19 protein-coding genes are annotated in these 17,394 nt (G+C 69.7%); 11 read left to right on the top strand and 8 right to left on the bottom strand.

What is annotated here, in order from left to right; genetic code table 11:
* The first annotated feature begins 147 nt into the window (after positions 1-147).
* From ACIBJB_RS39225 to ACIBJB_RS39205, 5 genes are all read left to right on the top strand, one after another.
* On the top strand, positions 148-828 hold the full coding sequence (locus tag ACIBJB_RS39225) for a hypothetical protein (protein WP_398938475.1): 681 nt from the start codon (positions 148-150) through the stop codon (positions 826-828).
* 55 nt (positions 829-883) lie between these two features.
* Positions 884-1,048 carry a hypothetical protein gene (locus tag ACIBJB_RS39220; RefSeq protein WP_390000293.1) on the top strand — a complete coding sequence of 55 codons (165 nt, stop codon included), beginning with the start codon at positions 884-886 and terminating at the stop codon, positions 1,046-1,048.
* A 148-nt stretch (positions 1,049-1,196) separates the two neighbouring features.
* Positions 1,197-1,589 (top strand): BlaI/MecI/CopY family transcriptional regulator, encoded by a 393-nt coding sequence (locus ACIBJB_RS39215; protein ID WP_398938294.1) that lies wholly within the window; start codon positions 1,197-1,199, stop codon positions 1,587-1,589.
* 9 nt (positions 1,590-1,598) lie between these two features.
* Positions 1,599-2,147, top strand: a complete 549-nt coding sequence (locus ACIBJB_RS39210) for an amino-acid N-acetyltransferase (protein ID WP_398938292.1) — start codon at positions 1,599-1,601, stop codon at positions 2,145-2,147.
* 221 nt (positions 2,148-2,368) lie between these two features.
* Positions 2,369-2,704 (top strand): Lsr2 family protein, encoded by a 336-nt coding sequence (locus tag ACIBJB_RS39205; RefSeq protein WP_398938290.1) that lies wholly within the window; start codon positions 2,369-2,371, stop codon positions 2,702-2,704.
* Between the two features lie 35 nt (positions 2,705-2,739).
* On the opposite strand, the gene ACIBJB_RS39200 is transcribed toward ACIBJB_RS39205, so the two are convergent.
* On the bottom strand, positions 2,740-3,501 hold the full coding sequence (locus ACIBJB_RS39200; protein ID WP_398938288.1) for an SCO3374 family protein: 762 nt from the start codon (positions 3,499-3,501) through the stop codon (positions 2,740-2,742).
* 441 nt (positions 3,502-3,942) lie between these two features.
* On the opposite strand from ACIBJB_RS39200, the gene ACIBJB_RS39195 reads away from it, so the two are divergent.
* A complete protein-coding gene (locus ACIBJB_RS39195; RefSeq protein WP_398938286.1) occupies positions 3,943-6,468 on the top strand; it encodes an ATP-dependent Clp protease ATP-binding subunit in 2,526 nt (841 codons plus the stop codon).
* 180 nt (positions 6,469-6,648) lie between these two features.
* On the opposite strand, the gene ACIBJB_RS39190 is transcribed toward ACIBJB_RS39195, so the two are convergent.
* Positions 6,649-7,281, bottom strand: coding sequence for an HAD family acid phosphatase (locus tag ACIBJB_RS39190; RefSeq protein ID WP_398938284.1), 633 nt, complete (start codon positions 7,279-7,281; stop codon positions 6,649-6,651).
* Positions 7,282-7,651: 370 nt separating this feature from the next.
* On the opposite strand from ACIBJB_RS39190, the gene ACIBJB_RS39185 reads away from it, so the two are divergent.
* Positions 7,652-8,200 (top strand): M23 family metallopeptidase, encoded by a 549-nt coding sequence (locus ACIBJB_RS39185; protein WP_398938282.1) that lies wholly within the window; start codon positions 7,652-7,654, stop codon positions 8,198-8,200.
* A 12-nt stretch (positions 8,201-8,212) separates the two neighbouring features.
* Here the strand turns inward: ACIBJB_RS39185 and ACIBJB_RS39180 are convergent, their stop codons facing one another.
* Positions 8,213-8,824 (bottom strand): TetR/AcrR family transcriptional regulator, encoded by a 612-nt coding sequence (locus tag ACIBJB_RS39180; RefSeq protein ID WP_398938280.1) that lies wholly within the window; start codon positions 8,822-8,824, stop codon positions 8,213-8,215.
* 141 nt (positions 8,825-8,965) lie between these two features.
* Here ACIBJB_RS39180 and ACIBJB_RS39175 point away from each other — a divergent pair, with 141 nt between their 5' ends.
* The 4 genes from ACIBJB_RS39175 to ACIBJB_RS39160 all read left to right on the top strand — a co-directional run bounded on the left by ACIBJB_RS39175 (position 8,966) and on the right by ACIBJB_RS39160 (position 12,476).
* Positions 8,966-10,531, top strand: a complete 1,566-nt coding sequence (locus tag ACIBJB_RS39175) for an MDR family MFS transporter (protein ID WP_398938278.1) — start codon at positions 8,966-8,968, stop codon at positions 10,529-10,531.
* Positions 10,532-10,654: 123 nt separating this feature from the next.
* Entirely contained in the window at positions 10,655-11,161 is a 507-nt protein-coding gene (locus ACIBJB_RS39170; RefSeq protein WP_398938276.1) for a helix-turn-helix transcriptional regulator, read from the top strand.
* Positions 11,158-11,592 (top strand): VOC family protein, encoded by a 435-nt coding sequence (locus ACIBJB_RS39165; RefSeq protein ID WP_398938274.1) that lies wholly within the window; start codon positions 11,158-11,160, stop codon positions 11,590-11,592. The genes ACIBJB_RS39170 and ACIBJB_RS39165 overlap by 4 nt, the downstream gene beginning before the upstream one ends.
* Positions 11,589-12,476: a class I SAM-dependent methyltransferase gene (locus ACIBJB_RS39160; RefSeq protein WP_398938272.1), complete on the top strand. Its 888-nt coding sequence runs from the start codon at positions 11,589-11,591 to the stop codon at positions 12,474-12,476. Before ACIBJB_RS39165 ends, ACIBJB_RS39160 begins: the two co-directional genes overlap by 4 nt.
* A 217-nt stretch (positions 12,477-12,693) precedes the next feature.
* Here the strand turns inward: ACIBJB_RS39160 and cseC are convergent, their stop codons facing one another.
* The 5 genes from cseC to ACIBJB_RS39135 all read right to left on the bottom strand — a co-directional run bounded on the left by cseC (position 12,694) and on the right by ACIBJB_RS39135 (position 17,204).
* Positions 12,694-14,028 (bottom strand): two-component system sensor histidine kinase CseC, encoded by a 1,335-nt coding sequence (gene cseC, locus ACIBJB_RS39155; RefSeq protein WP_398938270.1) that lies wholly within the window; start codon positions 14,026-14,028, stop codon positions 12,694-12,696.
* A 16-nt stretch (positions 14,029-14,044) separates the two neighbouring features.
* On the bottom strand, positions 14,045-14,749 hold the full coding sequence (cseB, locus tag ACIBJB_RS39150; RefSeq protein ID WP_398938268.1) for a two-component system response regulator CseB: 705 nt from the start codon (positions 14,747-14,749) through the stop codon (positions 14,045-14,047).
* Between the two features lie 66 nt (positions 14,750-14,815).
* A complete protein-coding gene (locus tag ACIBJB_RS39145) occupies positions 14,816-15,493 on the bottom strand; it encodes a hypothetical protein (protein ID WP_398938266.1) in 678 nt (225 codons plus the stop codon).
* On the bottom strand, positions 15,478-16,020 hold the full coding sequence (locus tag ACIBJB_RS39140; protein WP_020122536.1) for a SigE family RNA polymerase sigma factor: 543 nt from the start codon (positions 16,018-16,020) through the stop codon (positions 15,478-15,480). The genes ACIBJB_RS39145 and ACIBJB_RS39140 overlap by 16 nt, the downstream gene beginning before the upstream one ends.
* A gap of 236 nt (positions 16,021-16,256) precedes the next feature.
* Positions 16,257-17,204, bottom strand: coding sequence for an A/G-specific adenine glycosylase (locus tag ACIBJB_RS39135; protein ID WP_398938264.1), 948 nt, complete (start codon positions 17,202-17,204; stop codon positions 16,257-16,259).
* Positions 17,205-17,394 lie beyond the last annotated feature (190 nt).

Genomic DNA, 17,394 nt, shown 5'->3' with positions numbered 1-17,394 from the left:
GCCCCGGCCTCCGGCCTCCCGGCCCCGCCTCCCCTCCCCGCGTCCGGGAGGGTGGCCCGCTCGCGCCACACCCGTCCCTTATGGCGAATTTGTCTGATTAGCGCGTACTGTCGCCGCATGCCCACGCCATACGGATCCCGCGGCGGCATGGCGTTCGGCGCGGAGGAGCTGCGTGTGCTCCGCCGCGCTCTCGCCCTCGCCCTTCACCCCGCCCCCGCCTCGGCCGAGGACATCAAGGACTGCCACCGCCTCGCCGAGTCCCTCGACGAGGCGGTGCGTGAGGGCGCCCGGCTGCGCGCCTTCCTGGTGGCCGACCTCGCCCGGTACCGCGCCGCGCTGCCCGGCACCGCCGCCGGTTACCTCACCTTGCTGGAGGAGGCGCTGGGCGCCGGGTACCGGCCGGAGCCCGACGATCTCGCCGCGCTGAGGGCGCTGCGCGGCAACCCCGTCGCGGCAGCGCTGCTGAGCCGCTGCCAGGTGCTGGCCGAACGGGACGTAAGGGCTCGCCTGGCGGGCTCCACGGCCGCCCGGCGGGCCCGGGTCGCCCCAGTGGTCCCGGCCTCCCGTACCCGCCTCCTGGCGCTGCCCGGGGGCCTTTCCGGAGGTGTTTCCGGGGGGTCTTCCGAGGTCGCCCGGGGCGGTACCGCGGACCAGGACGCCAAGGAGCCGGCGAAGCGTCCGGCCCAGCCGCCGGCGAAACCCGCGGAGAAACCCGCCCCCGCCCCCCAGCCCTCCCGGCGGCCAATCCCCACCCCGGGCGAGGTCTTCCCCCGCCGCAAACCGACCCCACCCCCGGCGAACCCGCCACAGCACCTGGCCGCGGGCTGACCGACAGACCGCACCCCGCCCGAGTTGTCCCCGTGCGCCTGGCTAGTCTGGACGCATGGACTACGTCTCCGCGCTCGTGCCCCCGGTCGTCATGGCCGCGTTCTTCATCGGACTGATCCGGGTCATCGTGAAGACCCAGGGCGGGGCCAACAAGGCCAAGGAGGACGCGGCCGTCGACGCGGCGCTCGCGCGCGCGGAGGCGACCAAGCAGGCCGACTGACCGGCCGCGCCCTCGTCGGCGTACGACTCCCCGAGCCACCGCGCTTTCCGAGTCGTACGCCCTTTTTGTTGCTGTTTGGTGTTGAAAGGGCCGTCCGTCACGCCGATAGCCGGATCTCCCACTATTGTGCTGAGGTGTGCCTCGCCCATTGGGAGAACTCGAAGACGCGGTCATGACGCGGGTGTGGAAGTGGAACCGCCCGGTCACCGTTCGGGAAGTCCTGGAAGACCTTCAGCAGGAACGGTCCATCGCCTACACCACGGTGATGACCGTTTTGGACAATCTCCATCAGAAGGGCTGGGTGCGCCGTGAGGCGGAAGGCCGGGCCTATCGATATGAGGCGGTCTCCACACGGGCCGCCTACGCCGCCGCACTGATGAACGATGCCTGGTCCCAGAGTGACAACCCCGCCGCCGCTCTCGTCGCCTTCTTCGGCATGATGAGCGAGGAACAGCGACTGGCACTCCAGGACGCCGTGCGGATGGTCCAGGGACCGAGCGCGGAGAACCCCGGCTCGGCATCGCGGGGCGGCGGGCGATAGCGTCCGCTCATGTCCGCGAAGAGCCCCTCCGCCGAGAACCTCGAAGTCACCGCAAAAGCCATCACCGTCCGGCGGGCCCGTACCAGCGATGTCGCCGGCATCCGCGGTCTCCTCGACACCTACGTCCGCGACCGCATCCTGCTCGACAAAGCGACCGTGACGCTTTACGAGGACATCCAGGAGTTCTGGGTCGCCGAGCGTGACGACAACGCCGAGCTGGTCGGCTTCGGCGCCCTGCATGTGATGTGGGAAGACCTCGCGGAAGTGCGCACTCTCGCCGTGAAGCCCGGACTGAAGGGTGCCGGGGTCGGCCATCAGTTGCTGGAGAAGTTGTTGCAGACGGCCCGCTGGCTCGGTGTTCGTCGCGTTTTCTGTCTCACCTTCGAAGTGGACTTCTTCGGCAAGCACGGCTTCGTCGAGATCGGTGAGACACCCGTTGACACCGATGTCTACACAGAGCTACTGCGTTCCTACGACGAAGGCGTGGCGGAGTTCCTCGGTCTCGAACGGGTGAAACCGAACACCTTGGGCAACAGCCGGATGCTTCTGCATCTGTGATCGCCAGGATTCTGGCGCTCGGCCCTGCCCAGGTTCCCTATGTCCGAAACGCGCATGTTTCCGGACGAGGAGAGCCCTGTCGGTCTCTCCCGAGGGTTTGTGTTTTCCCAGCAAAAGCGGTTTGCTTTCCGACGTACTGCAGTACTGCATATAACAGGGGACGGCGAAACGGCGGACGCCGCAGACCCCCGGCCCTCAAGTATTGGATGAAAGGAAATCCGGTGGCACAGAAGGTTCAGGTCCTTCTTGTCGATGACATCGACGGCGGCGAGGCGGACGAGACCGTCACGTTCGCGTTGGACGGCAAGACGTACGAGATCGATCTCACGACCGCCAATGCGGACAAGCTCCGTGGCCTTCTCGACCCTTACGTGAAGGGCGGTCGCCGTACCGGAGGCCGTGCCGCGGGCGGGCGCGGAAAGGCGCGAGCCGCTTCCGGTGGCAGTCAGGACACCGCTCAGATCCGTGCCTGGGCGAAGGAGAACGGTTACGAGGTCAATGACCGCGGCCGAGTTCCGGCGAGCATTCGCGAGGCTTACGAGAAGGCCAACGGCTGATCGAAAGGTCCACGGCGGCCGGGGCCTGCGAAAGCTTATGGCCGAGTGCGCCGCAGCCTCAGCCGGTGGCAGTGCGTTGCCACCGTGTTCACGACGCGTACGAGATCGGGGGCGCCCCCACCGCCCCCCAGTGCCGACAACGTCGGCAGCGAGGCCTCGACCTCGCACCCAGGCTCGGGGGGCCGCAGCCACACGGCGGCCCCCTGCAGGGCGCCCGGACGGCCTTGGATGAACGGGCGCCGGCTCCCGACGGCCCGCGTCGCCTCCGTGGGCGAACTTCGAGGCGTGTGGCCGCCCGGTTCCGGACGCTCCGCCAGAGCAATGGATTCGTCTTCGCCGGGCCCCGCAGGCCGCCCCGACGGCACCTCCCCGAGCCCGCTCACCGCGGGCTCCGGCGGACGCGGTGCCCGCATCACGCCGCCCGTGCCGATCGCCCGCAGGTCGAGCGCCAGGCTGCCCCACTCCAGCCAGTCCAGCAGGCCCGGCAGCTCCTCTGTGCTGCCCGCGGCCACCAGGAGCTCCATGCGGTCGCCCCGCATCGCCACCGGAGAGGTTCCGGCGAGATGGCGCAGAGCGGCGCGGCCGGCCTCGGCCGGAACGTCCAGGACGTCGAAGCGCAGCCCCAGGCGCAGTCGTAGGGGAGATTCCACGGTGCTCGCGGGCACCGTGGGCCAGCCCAGTTCGTTCTCGTACCAGCGGCGGACCGGATCGTCGCCGAAGGCGGCCAGGTCGAGCGGCCGACGGGGGAGCGGGACCGCGGTGAGATCCGTGGTGAGAGAGGGGAGGCTGCCGGACATGCCAAGTGCAACCGCTGAAAGACCGCGAGAGTTACGGTGGGTGTACCGGCGTGTGCGAAGAGTGGCCGAAGAGGGGGCGTGCGGGGGTGCGTGGTGGTGCAAGGTTGTTCGCCCATAGCGGAGGGACGGGGGGCGCGCGGCATGGAGTGTCGGTCCGCGCGGGTAAGACATCCCTAGTGGGAGGGGGCGACACGCAGGAAAGGCCGTCTCACGTTCGCCATCGGCGTACTGGCGACTGGGGTAAGTGCCTGGCCTGCGGGAACATCGTCTCGCACCATCGGGTTGGAGCAGATGTCGGCGTTCGGGGTCAGGAGGCAGTGTTGGTTCTCGGTCCGGTGTCGGCAGTTGGAATGAGCGGTCCCCGCTTGCGGGACTAAGCTGCGGAAGGACAGGGAGGGGAAGTTCCCCCCACTGCCTGACCGCTCTGAGGAGCGATTAACGATGTTCGAGAGGTTCACCGACCGCGCGCGGCGGGTTGTCGTCCTGGCTCAGGAAGAAGCCCGGATGCTCAACCACAACTACATCGGCACCGAGCACATCCTCCTGGGCCTGATCCACGAGGGTGAGGGTGTCGCCGCCAAGGCCCTTGAGAGCCTCGGGATTTCGCTCGAGGCGGTCCGCCAGCAGGTGGAGGAGATCATCGGGCAGGGGCAGCAGGCCCCGTCCGGGCACATCCCCTTCACCCCCCGTGCCAAGAAGGTCCTGGAGCTGTCGCTCCGCGAGGCCCTTCAGCTCGGCCACAACTACATCGGCACGGAGCACATCCTGCTCGGCCTGATCCGTGAGGGCGAGGGCGTCGCCGCCCAGGTCCTGGTCAAGCTGGGCGCTGATCTCAACCGGGTGCGGCAGCAGGTCATCCAGCTGCTCTCCGGCTACCAGGGCAAGGAGACCGCCACCGCCGGCGGGCCTGCCGAGGGCACCCCCTCGACGTCCCTGGTCCTCGACCAGTTCGGCCGGAACCTCACCCAGGCCGCTCGTGAGTCCAAGCTCGACCCGGTCATCGGGCGCGAGAAGGAGATCGAGCGGGTCATGCAGGTGCTGTCCCGCCGTACCAAGAACAACCCGGTCCTGATCGGTGAGCCCGGCGTCGGCAAGACCGCCGTCGTCGAGGGCCTCGCCCAGGCCATCGTCAAGGGCGAGGTGCCCGAGACGCTGAAGGACAAGCACCTCTACACGCTCGACCTCGGCGCGCTGGTCGCCGGCTCCCGCTACCGCGGTGACTTCGAGGAGCGCCTGAAGAAGGTCCTCAAGGAGATCCGCACCCGCGGCGACATCATCCTGTTCATCGACGAGCTGCACACGCTGGTCGGTGCGGGTGCCGCCGAGGGCGCCATCGACGCCGCTTCGATCCTGAAGCCGATGCTGGCCCGCGGTGAGCTGCAGACCATCGGTGCGACCACGCTGGACGAGTACCGCAAGCACCTGGAGAAGGACGCGGCCCTCGAGCGCCGCTTCCAGCCCATCCAGGTCGCGGAGCCGTCCCTGCCGCACACGATCGAGATCCTCAAGGGTCTGCGTGACCGGTACGAGGCGCACCACCGGGTCTCCATCACGGACGAGGCGCTGGTGCAGGCCGCCACGCTGGCCGACCGGTACATCTCGGACCGCTTCCTGCCGGACAAGGCGATCGACCTGATCGACGAGGCCGGTTCCCGGATGCGGATCCGCCGGATGACCGCGCCGCCGGACCTGCGCGAGTTCGACGAGAAGATCGCCGGTGTCCGCCGCGACAAGGAGTCCGCGATCGACTCGCAGGACTTCGAGAAGGCCGCCTCCCTGCGCGACAAGGAGAAGCAGCTCCTGGCCGCCAAGGCCAAGCGGGAGAAGGAGTGGAAGGCCGGCGACATGGACGTCGTCGCCGAGGTCGACGGCGAGCTGATCGCCGAGGTCCTCGCGACCGCCACCGGCATCCCGGTCTTCAAGCTGACCGAGGAGGAGTCCTCGCGTCTGCTGCGCATGGAGGACGAGCTCCACAAGCGGGTCATCGGCCAGGTCGACGCCGTCAAGGCGCTGTCGAAGGCGATCCGTCGTACGCGTGCGGGCCTCAAGGACCCGAAGCGTCCCGGTGGTTCGTTCATCTTCGCGGGCCCGTCCGGTGTGGGTAAGACCGAGCTGTCCAAGGCCCTCGCGGAGTTCCTCTTCGGTGACGAGGACGCGCTGATCTCCCTCGACATGTCGGAGTTCAGCGAGAAGCACACGGTCTCGCGGCTCTTCGGTTCGCCCCCCGGATACGTGGGCTACGAAGAGGGCGGCCAGCTGACGGAGAAGGTGCGGCGCAAGCCGTTCTCGGTGGTTCTCTTCGACGAGGTCGAGAAGGCCCACCCGGACATCTTCAACTCGCTGCTGCAGATCCTGGAGGACGGTCGCCTGACCGACTCCCAGGGCCGGGTCGTGGACTTCAAGAACACGGTCATCATCATGACGACCAACCTCGGCACCCGGGACATCTCCAAGGGCTTCAACCTGGGCTTCGCGGCCTCGGGTGACAAGAAGACCAACTACGAGCGCATGAAGAACAAGGTCTCGGACGAGCTCAAGCAGCACTTCCGGCCCGAGTTCCTCAACCGCGTCGACGACGTGGTCGTCTTCCCGCAGCTGACCCAGGCCGACATCCTCAAGATCGTCGACCTGATGATCGGCAAGGTGGACGAGCGCCTCAAGGACCGGGACATGGGCATCGAGCTCTCCCAGTCCGCCAAGGAGCTGCTGTCCACGAAGGGCTACGACCAGGTGCTGGGCGCGCGGCCGCTGCGTCGCACGATCCAGCGCGAGATCGAGGACACGCTGTCGGAGAAGATCCTCTTCGGCGAGCTGCGTCCCGGTCACATCGTGGTCGTCGACACGGAGGGCGAGGGCGAGACCAAGACCTTCACCTTCCGGGGTGAGGAGAAGGCGGCGCTGCCCGACGTCCCGCCGATCGAGCAGGCGGCCGGCGGTGCCGGTCCGAACCTGAGCAAGGAGGCGTAAGCCTCAGGGCGACGCCAGAAGGGGCCGGTGCTTTTCGAAGCACCGGCCCCTTCTCCGTGCTCGGCCAGGGCGACCCAGCCGGCTCACTGCGCCGAGTACCGCCTGCTCCCTCCGCCACCCCGTGTGCGCTGCGACGGAGGGAGCCCAGGGCCTGTCCGCCGGACAGGCCCTCGTCGGAGGTCAGGACAACTGGCCGTCGTAGTCCGGGAGTTTGAAGGTCTTCTCGGCGTGGCCGCCCGTCAGGTCGGTGGTGCTGTTGCCGATGTTCGCGATGATCGTGTAGCCCTTGTTCTCGATGTCGGCGCGCTGGGCGGTCTTGTAGGCGGCGACGTCCTTGAAGAGGTCGATGAAGTTGCGGACGTAGAGGCCGCTGACCTGGTAGCCGACGTGCTTGAGGTTGTAGTTCGTCACCGAGGCGATGATGTCGGGGCGGGCGGTCACGAAGAACAGGGATACGCCGTGCTCCTGGGCGTACTTCGCGACGTCCAGGACCGGCTTGTTGGCCGGCGCGGGGTAACTGAAGCCGAAGTCCGTCTCCAGGGTGGTGTTGTCGATGTCGAAGACGATCGCCTGCTTTTCGCCGGGCCTGGTGGCGGCGATACGTGTCTTCAGGTAGGGGAGCGCCTGGCCCATCACGGCCTGGCAGTCGGTCTGCCAGGTGGCGTAGTCGACGTCTTCGGCGGCGGCCGTCGCGGTCGGGGAAGCGCCGGCTGTCGTCGTCGCGGCCTCGGCGGGGGCGGCCAGGGCGACGAGTGCGGCTGCGGAGACGGTGCTTACGGCTATGCGGTGCGCCCAGGGGCGTCGGCTTGTCACGGTGGGGGGTCCTCTCACGTCCGGAAACGCTGCAGTTGTCGCGTGCATGTTTGTTGGTGAGGGTGGCGCGAGGGGAACCGTAGGGTTACCGGTTGGTAGGAAGCCAGAGGCGTGCGTCACATGACGTGGCTTTTGCCTGCGGGCCACCGGTGACTTGCCGCACAGGCGATTTGTCCGTTACTAGGCGGAATAGTGGAGAGATCCGGGGAGGAATCGGACTTCTCACACCGCCTGGCGCGACCTATTACTACATTCCGTCGTAGATGCGCTGTTTGGGGGTTTTTGGCCTCCGGGGGTACCAAGGGTTGTCCCATCCGGCCGCCGTTGTGCGCCGGATGGTTTCCTGTCCCCCAGCTTCATGAGGTTCTGAATGTTCCAGCGCGTCTTCAACCGCTCTTCCCGTACGTCCCTGCTCCGCACCCGTGTGGCCGTCGTGGCCGCGTCCGTCGGGACGACGGTCGCGCTCGGGGCCGGAGTCGCCTCGGCCGCGTCCTCCTCGGCCTCCTGGGTCGACCCGGTGAAGAAGTACACGCTCAGCGCGAGCTACGCGCAGGCCGGGAGCATGTGGCACTCCACCCACAGCGGGCAGGACTTCGCCGTGCCGAGCGGTACGGCCGTCGTCGCCGCGCACGGCGGGACCGTTGTCAAGGCGGGTCCGGGGGGCGCCGGTGACGGCCCCGCCTACGGCAACGCCATCGTGATCAAGCACGGCAAGGGCAGGTACTCGCAGTACGCCCACCTCTCCCGGATCAAGGTCAAGGTCGGCCAGGTCGTCAAGACCGGCCAGCGCATAGCCCTGTCCGGCAACACCGGCAACTCCAGCGGCCCGCATCTGCACTTCGAGATCCGCACGACCGCCAACTACGGCTCCGCGATAGACCCGGTCGCCTTCCTGCGGGCCAAGGGCGTCAAGGTCTGAGCGGCCGACCGCTCACGCCTTCGCGCTGCCCCGGTGGGCGCTGCCCCGGTGGGCCTGGGTGACCAGGTCCGTCGCCACCTCCAGGACCGCCTTGCGCTTGGCCTCCGGGTCGGCGGTGATGTCCTGGAGGAAGAACATCCCGGCGTGCATGGTGAAGATCGCGCTGACGCAGCGGACCTGGTCGGTCAGGTCCGCTTCCGGGTCGATGATGATCTCGCGCAGCCCCTGCATGCGCTCCTTGAAGGTCTCGCCGACGCGCAGTTCGCGGACCGCCGCCTGGTTCTCCTGCATGAAGCGGAACAGCGGTGCCGCGCCGGCCAGGACCTCGCTGTAGCGCCGTACGATCTCCTGCTTGGTCTCCAGCGTGTGCGGCTGCTTCCTGCCCCACTCGATCAGGTCGAGGATCGGCTGCGTCAGATCATCGAAGATGCTGACGAGGATCTCTTCCTTGGTCTTGAAGTGGTAGTACAGCGCCGCCTTGGTGACATCCAGGTGCTCGGCGATCTCCCGCAGCGACGTCTTCTCGTACCCCTGCTCCGCGAAGAGTCCGAGAGCCACGTCCTGGATGCGCTGGCGCGTGTTGCCGCGGCGCTGCTGCTTCGTGACGTCCATGGTGCCGCCCATTCTCGTGCTCCTCGGCTTTCCATAAAACTTACTTGACGCCCGGCTAGTTACGCGTCTACCTTCCCAGTGTAGACAACTAGCCGGGCGGCAAGTAAGGGCCCGGCGGGGGCAGTACCGCAGGACCTCAGGGGAGTGGGAACGATGGCGGACACGCAGACGGTCGAGACGGAACCGGACAAGAAACAGCGCAGCGTGCGGGTAGTCCTGCTCGCGCTGATGATCACCATGATGCTCGCGATGCTCGACAACATGATCGTGGGCACCGCGATGCCGACGATCGTGGGCGAGCTCGGCGGGCTCGAACACCTCTCGTGGGTCGTGACGGCCTACACGCTGGCCACCGCGGCCGCCACCCCGCTCTGGGGCAAGCTCGGCGACATGTACGGCCGCAAGGGCGTCTTCATGACGTCGATCGTTCTCTTCCTGATCGGCTCCGCGCTCAGCGGTATGGCCCAGGACATGGGGCAGCTCATCGGTTTCCGGGCCGTGCAGGGCCTCGGCGCCGGCGGTCTGATGGTCGGCGTCATGGCGATCATCGGTGACCTGATCCCGCCCCGGGAGCGCGGTAAGTACCAGGGCATGATGGCCGGCGTCATGGCGCTCGCGATGATCGGCGGTCCGCTGGTCGGCGGCACCATCACCGACAACTGGGGCTGGCGCTGGTCCTTCTACATCAACCTGCCGCTCGGCGTGGTGGCGCTCGGCCTCATCAGCGTCGTCCTGCACCTGCCGGCGAAGCGCGCGCAGGCGCGGATCGACTATCTCGGCGCCGCGCTGCTGACCGTCGGCATCACCTCCATCGTGCTCGTCACCACCTGGGGCGGCACGGAGTACGCCTGGACGTCCGCGCGGATCATGGAGCTGATCGGCATCGGTGTCGCCGCGCTCGTCGGGTTCGTGTTCTGGCAGACCAAGGCGGCCGAGCCGGTCGTGCCGCTGCACATCTTCCGCAGCCGCAACTTCACGCTGATGTCGATCATCGGCTTCGTCACCGGCTTCGTGATGTTCGGCGCCACCCTCTTCCTGCCGCTGTACCAGCAGTCCGTGCAGGGTGCCTCCGCCACCAACTCCGGGCTGCTGCTCCTGCCGATGCTCGGCGCGATGCTGGTGACCTCGATGGTCGCGGGGCGGGTGACCACCAACAGCGGGCGGTACTACGTCTTCCCGGTCGTCGGCAGCGTCCTGATGGTCGTCGGGCTGTACCTGCTGTCGACGATGGACACAGGGACCTCGCGGCTCACGTCCGGTGTCTTCATGGCCGTCGTCGGTCTCGGCATGGGCTGCCTGATGCAGGTCACCATGCTGGTCGCGCAGAACAGCGTGGAGATGAAGGACATGGGCGTCGCGTCCTCGTCCACCACCCTGTTCCGTACGCTCGGCTCCTCCTTCGGTGTCGCCATCATGGGCGCGCTGTTCAACCACCGGGTCCAGGACACCATGGCCGAGCGGGGCGGGGAGCTGGGCTCCAAGGTGACCGAGCAGTCCGCGCAGCTGGACGCGAAGAGCCTGGAGAAGTTGCCGGACGCGGTGCGCGAGGCGTACCAGTACGCGGTCTCCGCCGGCACCCACTCGGCGTTCCTGCTCGGCTCGATCGTCGCCGTGGTCGCGCTGGTGGCGGCGGTGTTCGTCAAGGAGGTGCCGCTGAAGGGCGCGGGACCGCAGAAGTCGGCGGACGACGCGGCGCCGGCTCCGCTGGTCGAGGTCTGAGTCGACCCCGTCGACCCCGTCGACCCCGTTGAACCGAAGGCCCCCGGATGGTGTCCGCCCCGGGGGCCTTCTTCATGCGCGCTCGCGGGGTCGATGTCAGTGCCGCGTGCCACCATCGGCCTCATGGACAAGGTTCGGCAGATCCGGCTCGCCAAAGACGCCATGGACCGCGACTGGGCCGATCCGGACCTGGACCTGGACGCCGTCGCGGCGCATGCCGGGTACTCGCGGTACCACTTCCTGCGGGCCTTCAAGGAGGCCTACGGCGAGACGCCCGGGCAGTACCTCACGCACCGGCGGATCGAGCGGGCCGAGGAGATGCTGAGGGGGGCCGATCTGAGCGTGACCGAGATCTGCCACCTGGTCGGCTTCAGCAGCCTCGGCACCTTCTCCGCCCGCTTCAAGGCGCGCACGGGGCTCACTCCGAGCGAGTACCGCATCAAACACGTGGGCCGCGGCGCCTCCCTGATCCCCGGGTGCTACGCCATGCTCTGGGCCGGCGGATTCCCCACCGCGAGAACCGCGAAGAGCACCGTGCAGAGCACCGCAACTTTGAAGAAGCGGCCCGGCCCCGGCCCTGCCTACGGTGACGGAGAGGAACCCCCGGACGACAGGAGAGCAGAGCCATGATCCAGGGACTGGGTATCGCCACCGTATGGACCTTCGACCAGCAGCGCACGAAGGCCTTCTTCACCGAGAAGCTCGACTTCGAGGTGCGCAGCGAGGTCTCGATGGGCGAGATGACATGGGTCACCGTCAGCGCCAAGGAGCAGCAGGGCGTCGAGCTGGCGCTGATGAGCCTGGACGGCCCGGGGCTGGACCCCGAGTCCGCCGAGGCGCTGAAGAAGCTCGTCGGCAAGGGCGTGATGGGCGCCGGAGCGTTCCGGACCGACGACTGCCGCGGTGACTACGAGACGTTCCGGGCGCGCGGGGTGGAGTTCATCCAGGAGCCGCAGGAGCGGCCGTACGGCATTGAGGCGATCTTCCGCGACGACAACGGCAACTGGTACTCGCTGACCCAGCGCCGCGAGGAGCTCGACTTCTCGAAGGACTGGGCGTGACGGACACCGGGCTCGCCGCGGCGGACCACACGGCCGTACGGGTCGCCCTCTGGCGGGCCCTGCACGTCCGCGCGGATCCGCCGCCGCATGTCCTGGAGGACGAGATCGGGCTGCGGCTCGCGGACCCGGACGACGGCTGGCGCGACCGCCCCGACATGGAGGTGGACGCCACGCGCCGCACCCGCGCGTCGATCGTGGCGCGGGCCCGGTTCGTCGAGGACCTGGTCGTCGAGGCGGTCGGCCGCGGGGTGGACCAGTACGTCGTCCTCGGCGCCGGCCTCGACACGTTCGCCCAGCGCAGGCCCGAGGTCGCCGCGTCGAGCGGGCTGCGGGTCTTCGAGGTGGACCGGCCCGGCCCGCAGGCCTGGAAGCGGCGGCGGCTCATGGACCTCGGGTTCGGCGTCCCCGAGTGGCTGCGGCTCGTGCCGGTCGACTTCGAGGGGGACTGGTGGGGGCGGCTCGTCGAGGCGGGGCTCGACCCCGCGCGGCCCGCGGTGGTGGCCTCCACGGGCGTCACCATGTACCTCACCCGGGAGGCGGTCGCGGCCACGTTCCGCCTGGTCGCCGAGCTCGCCCCGGGTTCCACGCTGGTCACGACCTTCCTGCGGCCGCTGGAGGACGTCGAGCCGGAGCAGCGGCCACAGCTCGAGGCCGCCGTCGCGGGCGCACGGGCCGCGGGGACGCCGTTCCTGAGCTTCTTCCGGCCGTCCGAGATCCTGGCCCTGGCCCGCGAGTCCGGCTTCAGCGAGGCCCGGCACGTGCCGGCGGAGGAGCTGGACCGGCGCTACTTCGCGGAGCGGACGGACGGGGTACGACCGTCCAGGGGAGAGGAGCTGATGGTGGCGTGGGTCACGGGAGCATCGGGTGGCTTCCGGTGGCGGTAGGCGCGTGTTCCGGGAGCCACAGCACGGCTACCGCGACTTCCGCCGGGGCACCGGCCGGACGGGTACGACTGTGCAGGGGGAGGAGCTGATGGTGGCGTGGGTCACGGGAGCATCGGATGGCTCCCGGTGGCCGTAGGCACGTGTGCCGGGAGCCACGGCACGGCTACCGCGACCCGGGTATGACCGTCCAGGGGAGAGGAGCTGATGGTGGCGTGGGTCACGGGAGCATCGGGTGGCTTCCGGTGGCGGTAGGCGCGTGTTCCGGGAGCCACAGCACGGCTACCGCGCCCTCCGCCGGGGCGCCGTCCGGGGGGCCGGCCGGACGGATGTTGCGGAACGTCAGCCGTGCCCCCAGCACCCGTGCCTGCCCCGCCGCGATGGTCAGTCCGAGGCCGTGGCCGTGGCCCGCGCGGTCCGCGCTGCCCGTGCGGAAGCGGCTCGGGCCGTCCGCGAGGAGGTCCTCGGGGAAGCCGGGGCCGTGGTCGCGGACCCGGATGACCCGGCCCTCGACGGTGACCTGGACGGGCGGCTTGCCGTGCCGGGCGGCGTTGGCGAGGAGGTTGAACAGGACGCGCTCCAGGCGGCGCGGGTCGGTCATGACCTCCGACTCGTGCACCACGCGCACCTCGATCCCCGGGTCCTTGGCCGCCACCCGCCGGGCGACGAACTCGCCGAGCAGGATGTCCTGGAGCTCCGCCCGCTCGGAGGCGCCGTCGAGTCGGGCCACCTCCAGGACGTCCTCGACGAGGGTGCGCATGGCTTTCGCCCGGTCCAGGACCAGTTCCGTGGGCCGGCCCGGAGGCAGCAGTTCCGCCGCCGTCAGCAGGCCCGTCACCGGTGTCCGCAGCTCGTGCGCGATGTCCGCGGTGACCCGGCGCTCGGCCTCCAGCCGCTGCTGGAGCGCGTCCGCCATGGCGTCCACGGCGCTCGCGAGGTCGTCGGTCTCGTCCCGTACGACCCCGCCGATCGCATCCCGCACCCGTACGTCCGTCTCGCCCTTGGCCATCTGGTTGGCCGCGGCCGCCGCCTTCCGCAGCCGCCGTGACAGCTGCCCGCCGATGAGCACGCCGAGCGCGCTGCCGCCGAGAACGACCGCGATGGAGCCGATCACCAGGGCCTGGTCGAGGTCGTTGAGGATGTCGGTGCTGCGGTCGGTGAACCCGGTGTGCAGGGACAGCACATGGCCGCCCTTGACCGGGACGGCCGCCCAGATGTCCGGGCCCCGGTCGGGCCGGTCGGAGACGTACGTCGCCCGGCGGCCCTCCTCGACCTTCTCGCGCAGCGCGGGCGGCAGATGACGGTCGTCGACCGCGATGCTGGGGAAGTTCGGCTTGCCGGTCAGCTCGTAGTTGCGCTGGGCGATCTGGATCCGCTCGTCCGCGAGGTCACGCGCGTTGTCCAGCATCGAGACGCGCGCCGCGTTGTGCACGACCAGACTGAGCGCGACCGCCACGAGCGCGCCGACCAGCGCGATGGCCGCGCTCAGCTTCCACCTCAGCCCGGTCCGCACGGCCAGCCGCTCCGCCACCGGGCCCCGCAGGATCCCCCGCATACCCCAGGTCCCCCGCTCAGGCCTTCAACTTGTAGCCGAAGCCACGGACCGTCTCGATCCGGTCCTGGCCGATCTTCGTCCGCAGCCGCTGCACATGGACGTCGACGACCCGGGTGTCACCGCCCCAGCCGTAGTCCCACACCCGCTCCAGGAGCTTGTCGCGGGACAGGACCGTACCCGGCGCGGAGGAGAACTCGAGGAGCAGCCGCATCTCGGTCGGGGTGAGCGCGACCGGCTGCCCGGCCCTGCGCACCTCCATGCCCTCGGTGTCGATCTCCAGCTCGCCGAAGGACAGCATCCCCCCGGCGGCCGCGCCCGCGCTCTCCTCGCCCCGGTCGCCCCCGCCCGCGTGCCCGAAGCGGCGCAGCACCGCACGGATCCGGGCGACCAGGACGGCACCGTCGAACGGCTTGGTCACGTAGTCGTCGGCGCCGGCCTCCAGACCGAGCACCACGTCGATCGAGTCGGCGCGCGCCGACAGCATGATCACCGGCACGGTGGACTCGTCGCGGATACGGCGGCACAGGCTGACCCCGTCCAGGCCCGGGACCATGACGTCCAGCAGGGCGATGTCGGGACGGTCCGCCCGGAACGCCTCCAGGCCCGACAGTCCGTCGGGCATGGCGGTGACCGCGAAGCCGTCCCGCTCCAGGGCGAGTTGGGTGGCCTCGCGGATGACGTCGTCGTCCTCGACGAACAACACGTGGGTCTGGTCTGCCATCCGGGTGCTCTCACTCTTGGGTGTCGATGCGGTCACTGGGGGATCGTTCCGGGCGGCCCGATCGGTTCAGCTGTCGGGCACCGGCGACGGATCCGTGCCGACGACATCGCTGTAGTCGCTGTGCGTCTTGTACACGGCGGCGAACTTCCCCGAGGCCCAGCGGTACGTGATCACATTCTCGCCGGACGGGTCCGACACCGCGTCACCCTTCTCATACACCTGTTTGGTCACCACCAGGTCGCCGCGGTCGATCTCGGCGTAGACCGGAGGTTCCTCGGTCTGGAAGACATTCTGGTACGAACCGCCCTGCTCGCGATACACGTACGAGCCGACGCCCACCAGATCCGCACAGGTCACGACGTTGACGACGACGTCGTCGGCCGAGCCGCCGGTCAGGTCGCCGTAGAACAGGTCGACCGGGTACTGGTCGGTGCCACAGGGCTCCAGATCGCGCTTGACCGCCTCGGAGACCTTCGGGTCCGACCTGAGGAGAGCGATCGCGCGCTTCCGGTCCAGGCGCGGTGAAGCCAGGGCGGACGGCAGGGCGGAGGGTGAGGCGCCGGCCTGCGCGACCGCGTGTGCGGGACCCTCGTCACGGGTGCCGGTGCCGCCGGTGGCGCAGGCGGAGACGAAAAGGGCGAGGGCGGCCAGCACGACCACCGCCGTGCTCGCCGCCTGGAAGATCCCCCGGACCGGAGTGAGGTCCGGCCGGGTGGGCCCGGGCTCGGTCAGGCCGCCGCGCAACGCTCCCGCTCCTCACGCTCCAGCGCGCGTGCGTCCAGATCGCGGGCCTCCAGCTCCTCGCGGAGCCGGGCGAGCGCCCGGTGCAGCGTGCTCTTGACCGTTCCGGCCGACATGCCGAGGGCGGCGGCCGTCTCCTCCGTGGACATCTGCTCCCAGTGTCGCAGCACCACGACACTGCGCTGCTTGGGGGCGAGCACCTTCATGACGTCCATCAGCAGGGCGCGGTCCGCGTGCTGCTCCGTGGAGTCGTCGACCGAGGCGTCCGGGAGCTGCTCGGTCGGCACCTCCTCCAGCTTCCGCGCCCGCCACCACTCCGTGCGGGTGTTGATCATCACCCGGCGCAGATAGGCGTCCGCGAGCCGCTTGTCCTCGATGGTCTCCCAGCGGCCGTACGTCCGCACGAGCGCCGTCTGGAGCAGGTCCTGCGCGTCGACCGGGTCCGGGACCAGACGACGTGCGCTGCGCAGCAGCGCGTCCTGCCGGGTGCGGACGTACTCCTCGAACTCGAGCACCTCGCCCTGCGCCATGTAGACCGCCTCCTGATCCCCGTTCCGGCAGTCCCTGCCGGTTCTCATCGCTGTGTGCGCCGCCTGGTGTGCGGCATGGCAATCAAGCTACGGAGCAGTTGTCACGGGGCTGTGCGGAGCAGCGCGCGGCTGGCAATAGGCTGTCCGTCGGTTGTGTAACGGAAGCCGAAAAGGGGTAAACCGGCGCGGTGATTCGCGCCGGTTCAGGGGGATTTGACGGTTGGCTCCCTGTCGGGCTACGTCAACGGCAGCCGATACAAACCACCCGGCAGGGGCTCCACGAGCCCGTCCGCGACCAGACCGTCCAACGCCCGCGCCCGCTGTACCGGTTCGTGCCACACCCGGTCGAGAACCGCCTGCGGCACCGGCGCATGAGCCTCCCGCAGCACGGCGAGCAGCTTGCCGCGGACCTGGCGGTCGGTACCGGCGTACGTCTGCCCGCGCCGCGGCGGCCCGTCGTGCTCGGGCTTGCCCGCGAGCCGCCAGGCGCACTGGCCGGCGATGGGGCAGCGCACACAGGTCTCGTTCTTGGCCGTGCACACCAGCGCGCCCAGCTCCATCGAGGCGGCGGCCCAGCGCGCGGCGGTGCTCTCGTCCTCCGGCAGCAGCGCGCGGGCGAGCTTGCGCTCGGCGGCCGTCGTGGCGTTCGGCGGGTACCGCACGCCGGTCACCGCCCGCGCGAACACCCGCCGCACGTTGGTGTCCAGCACGGCGTGCCGCTGCCCGTACGCGAAGGAGGCGACGGCGGCGGCCGTGTACTCGCCGATCCCGGGCAGCGCGAGCAGCTGCGCGTGGTCCGTCGGTACGTCACCGCCGTGCCGTCCCGTTATGGCGACCGCGGCGCCGTGCAGCCGCAGCGCCCGGCGCGGATAGCCGAGCCTGCCCCAGGCGCGCACGGCCTCCCCGGGCGCCTCCGCGGCCAGGTCGGCGGGCCGCGGCCAGCGCGCGAGCCACTGCTCGTAGACCGGCAGTACCCGGTTCACGGGCGTCTGCTGGAGCATGAACTCACTGACCATCACCCCCCACGGCCCGGCCTCGGGCCGCCGCCACGGCAGATCCCGGGCGTGCTCGTCGAACCAGTCGATGACGGGGGAGTGCAGGCCCGCTCCGGGAGGAGCGTCGACGATGCCGTCGGCGGGGCTGCTGTGCGGGGGCTGGGGCTGGGGCTTCGTGGGCGCAGTCATGGCCTTCCGATCCTGCCATGCCGGAGGTGGCGGACGGGCGTTCTGAGGGACGGGTCGCCCGCACCGGATGTACGCCACAGCCGTGGCCATAGGTGCAAGGCTGCGATCGCGAACACGCCGTACGTCCATGTCCCGGCCGTGGGTCGTCACCCGCGCGGGGGTGACCTTCACGGTCACGGACCGTGAGGGG

The sequence above is a fragment of the Streptomyces sp. NPDC050759 genome (genome assembly GCF_044456945.1).
In the GTDB taxonomy this organism is placed as follows: Bacteria; Actinomycetota; Actinomycetes; order Streptomycetales; family Streptomycetaceae; genus Streptomyces.
This window is presented reverse-complemented; position numbering and strand designations above follow the sequence as displayed.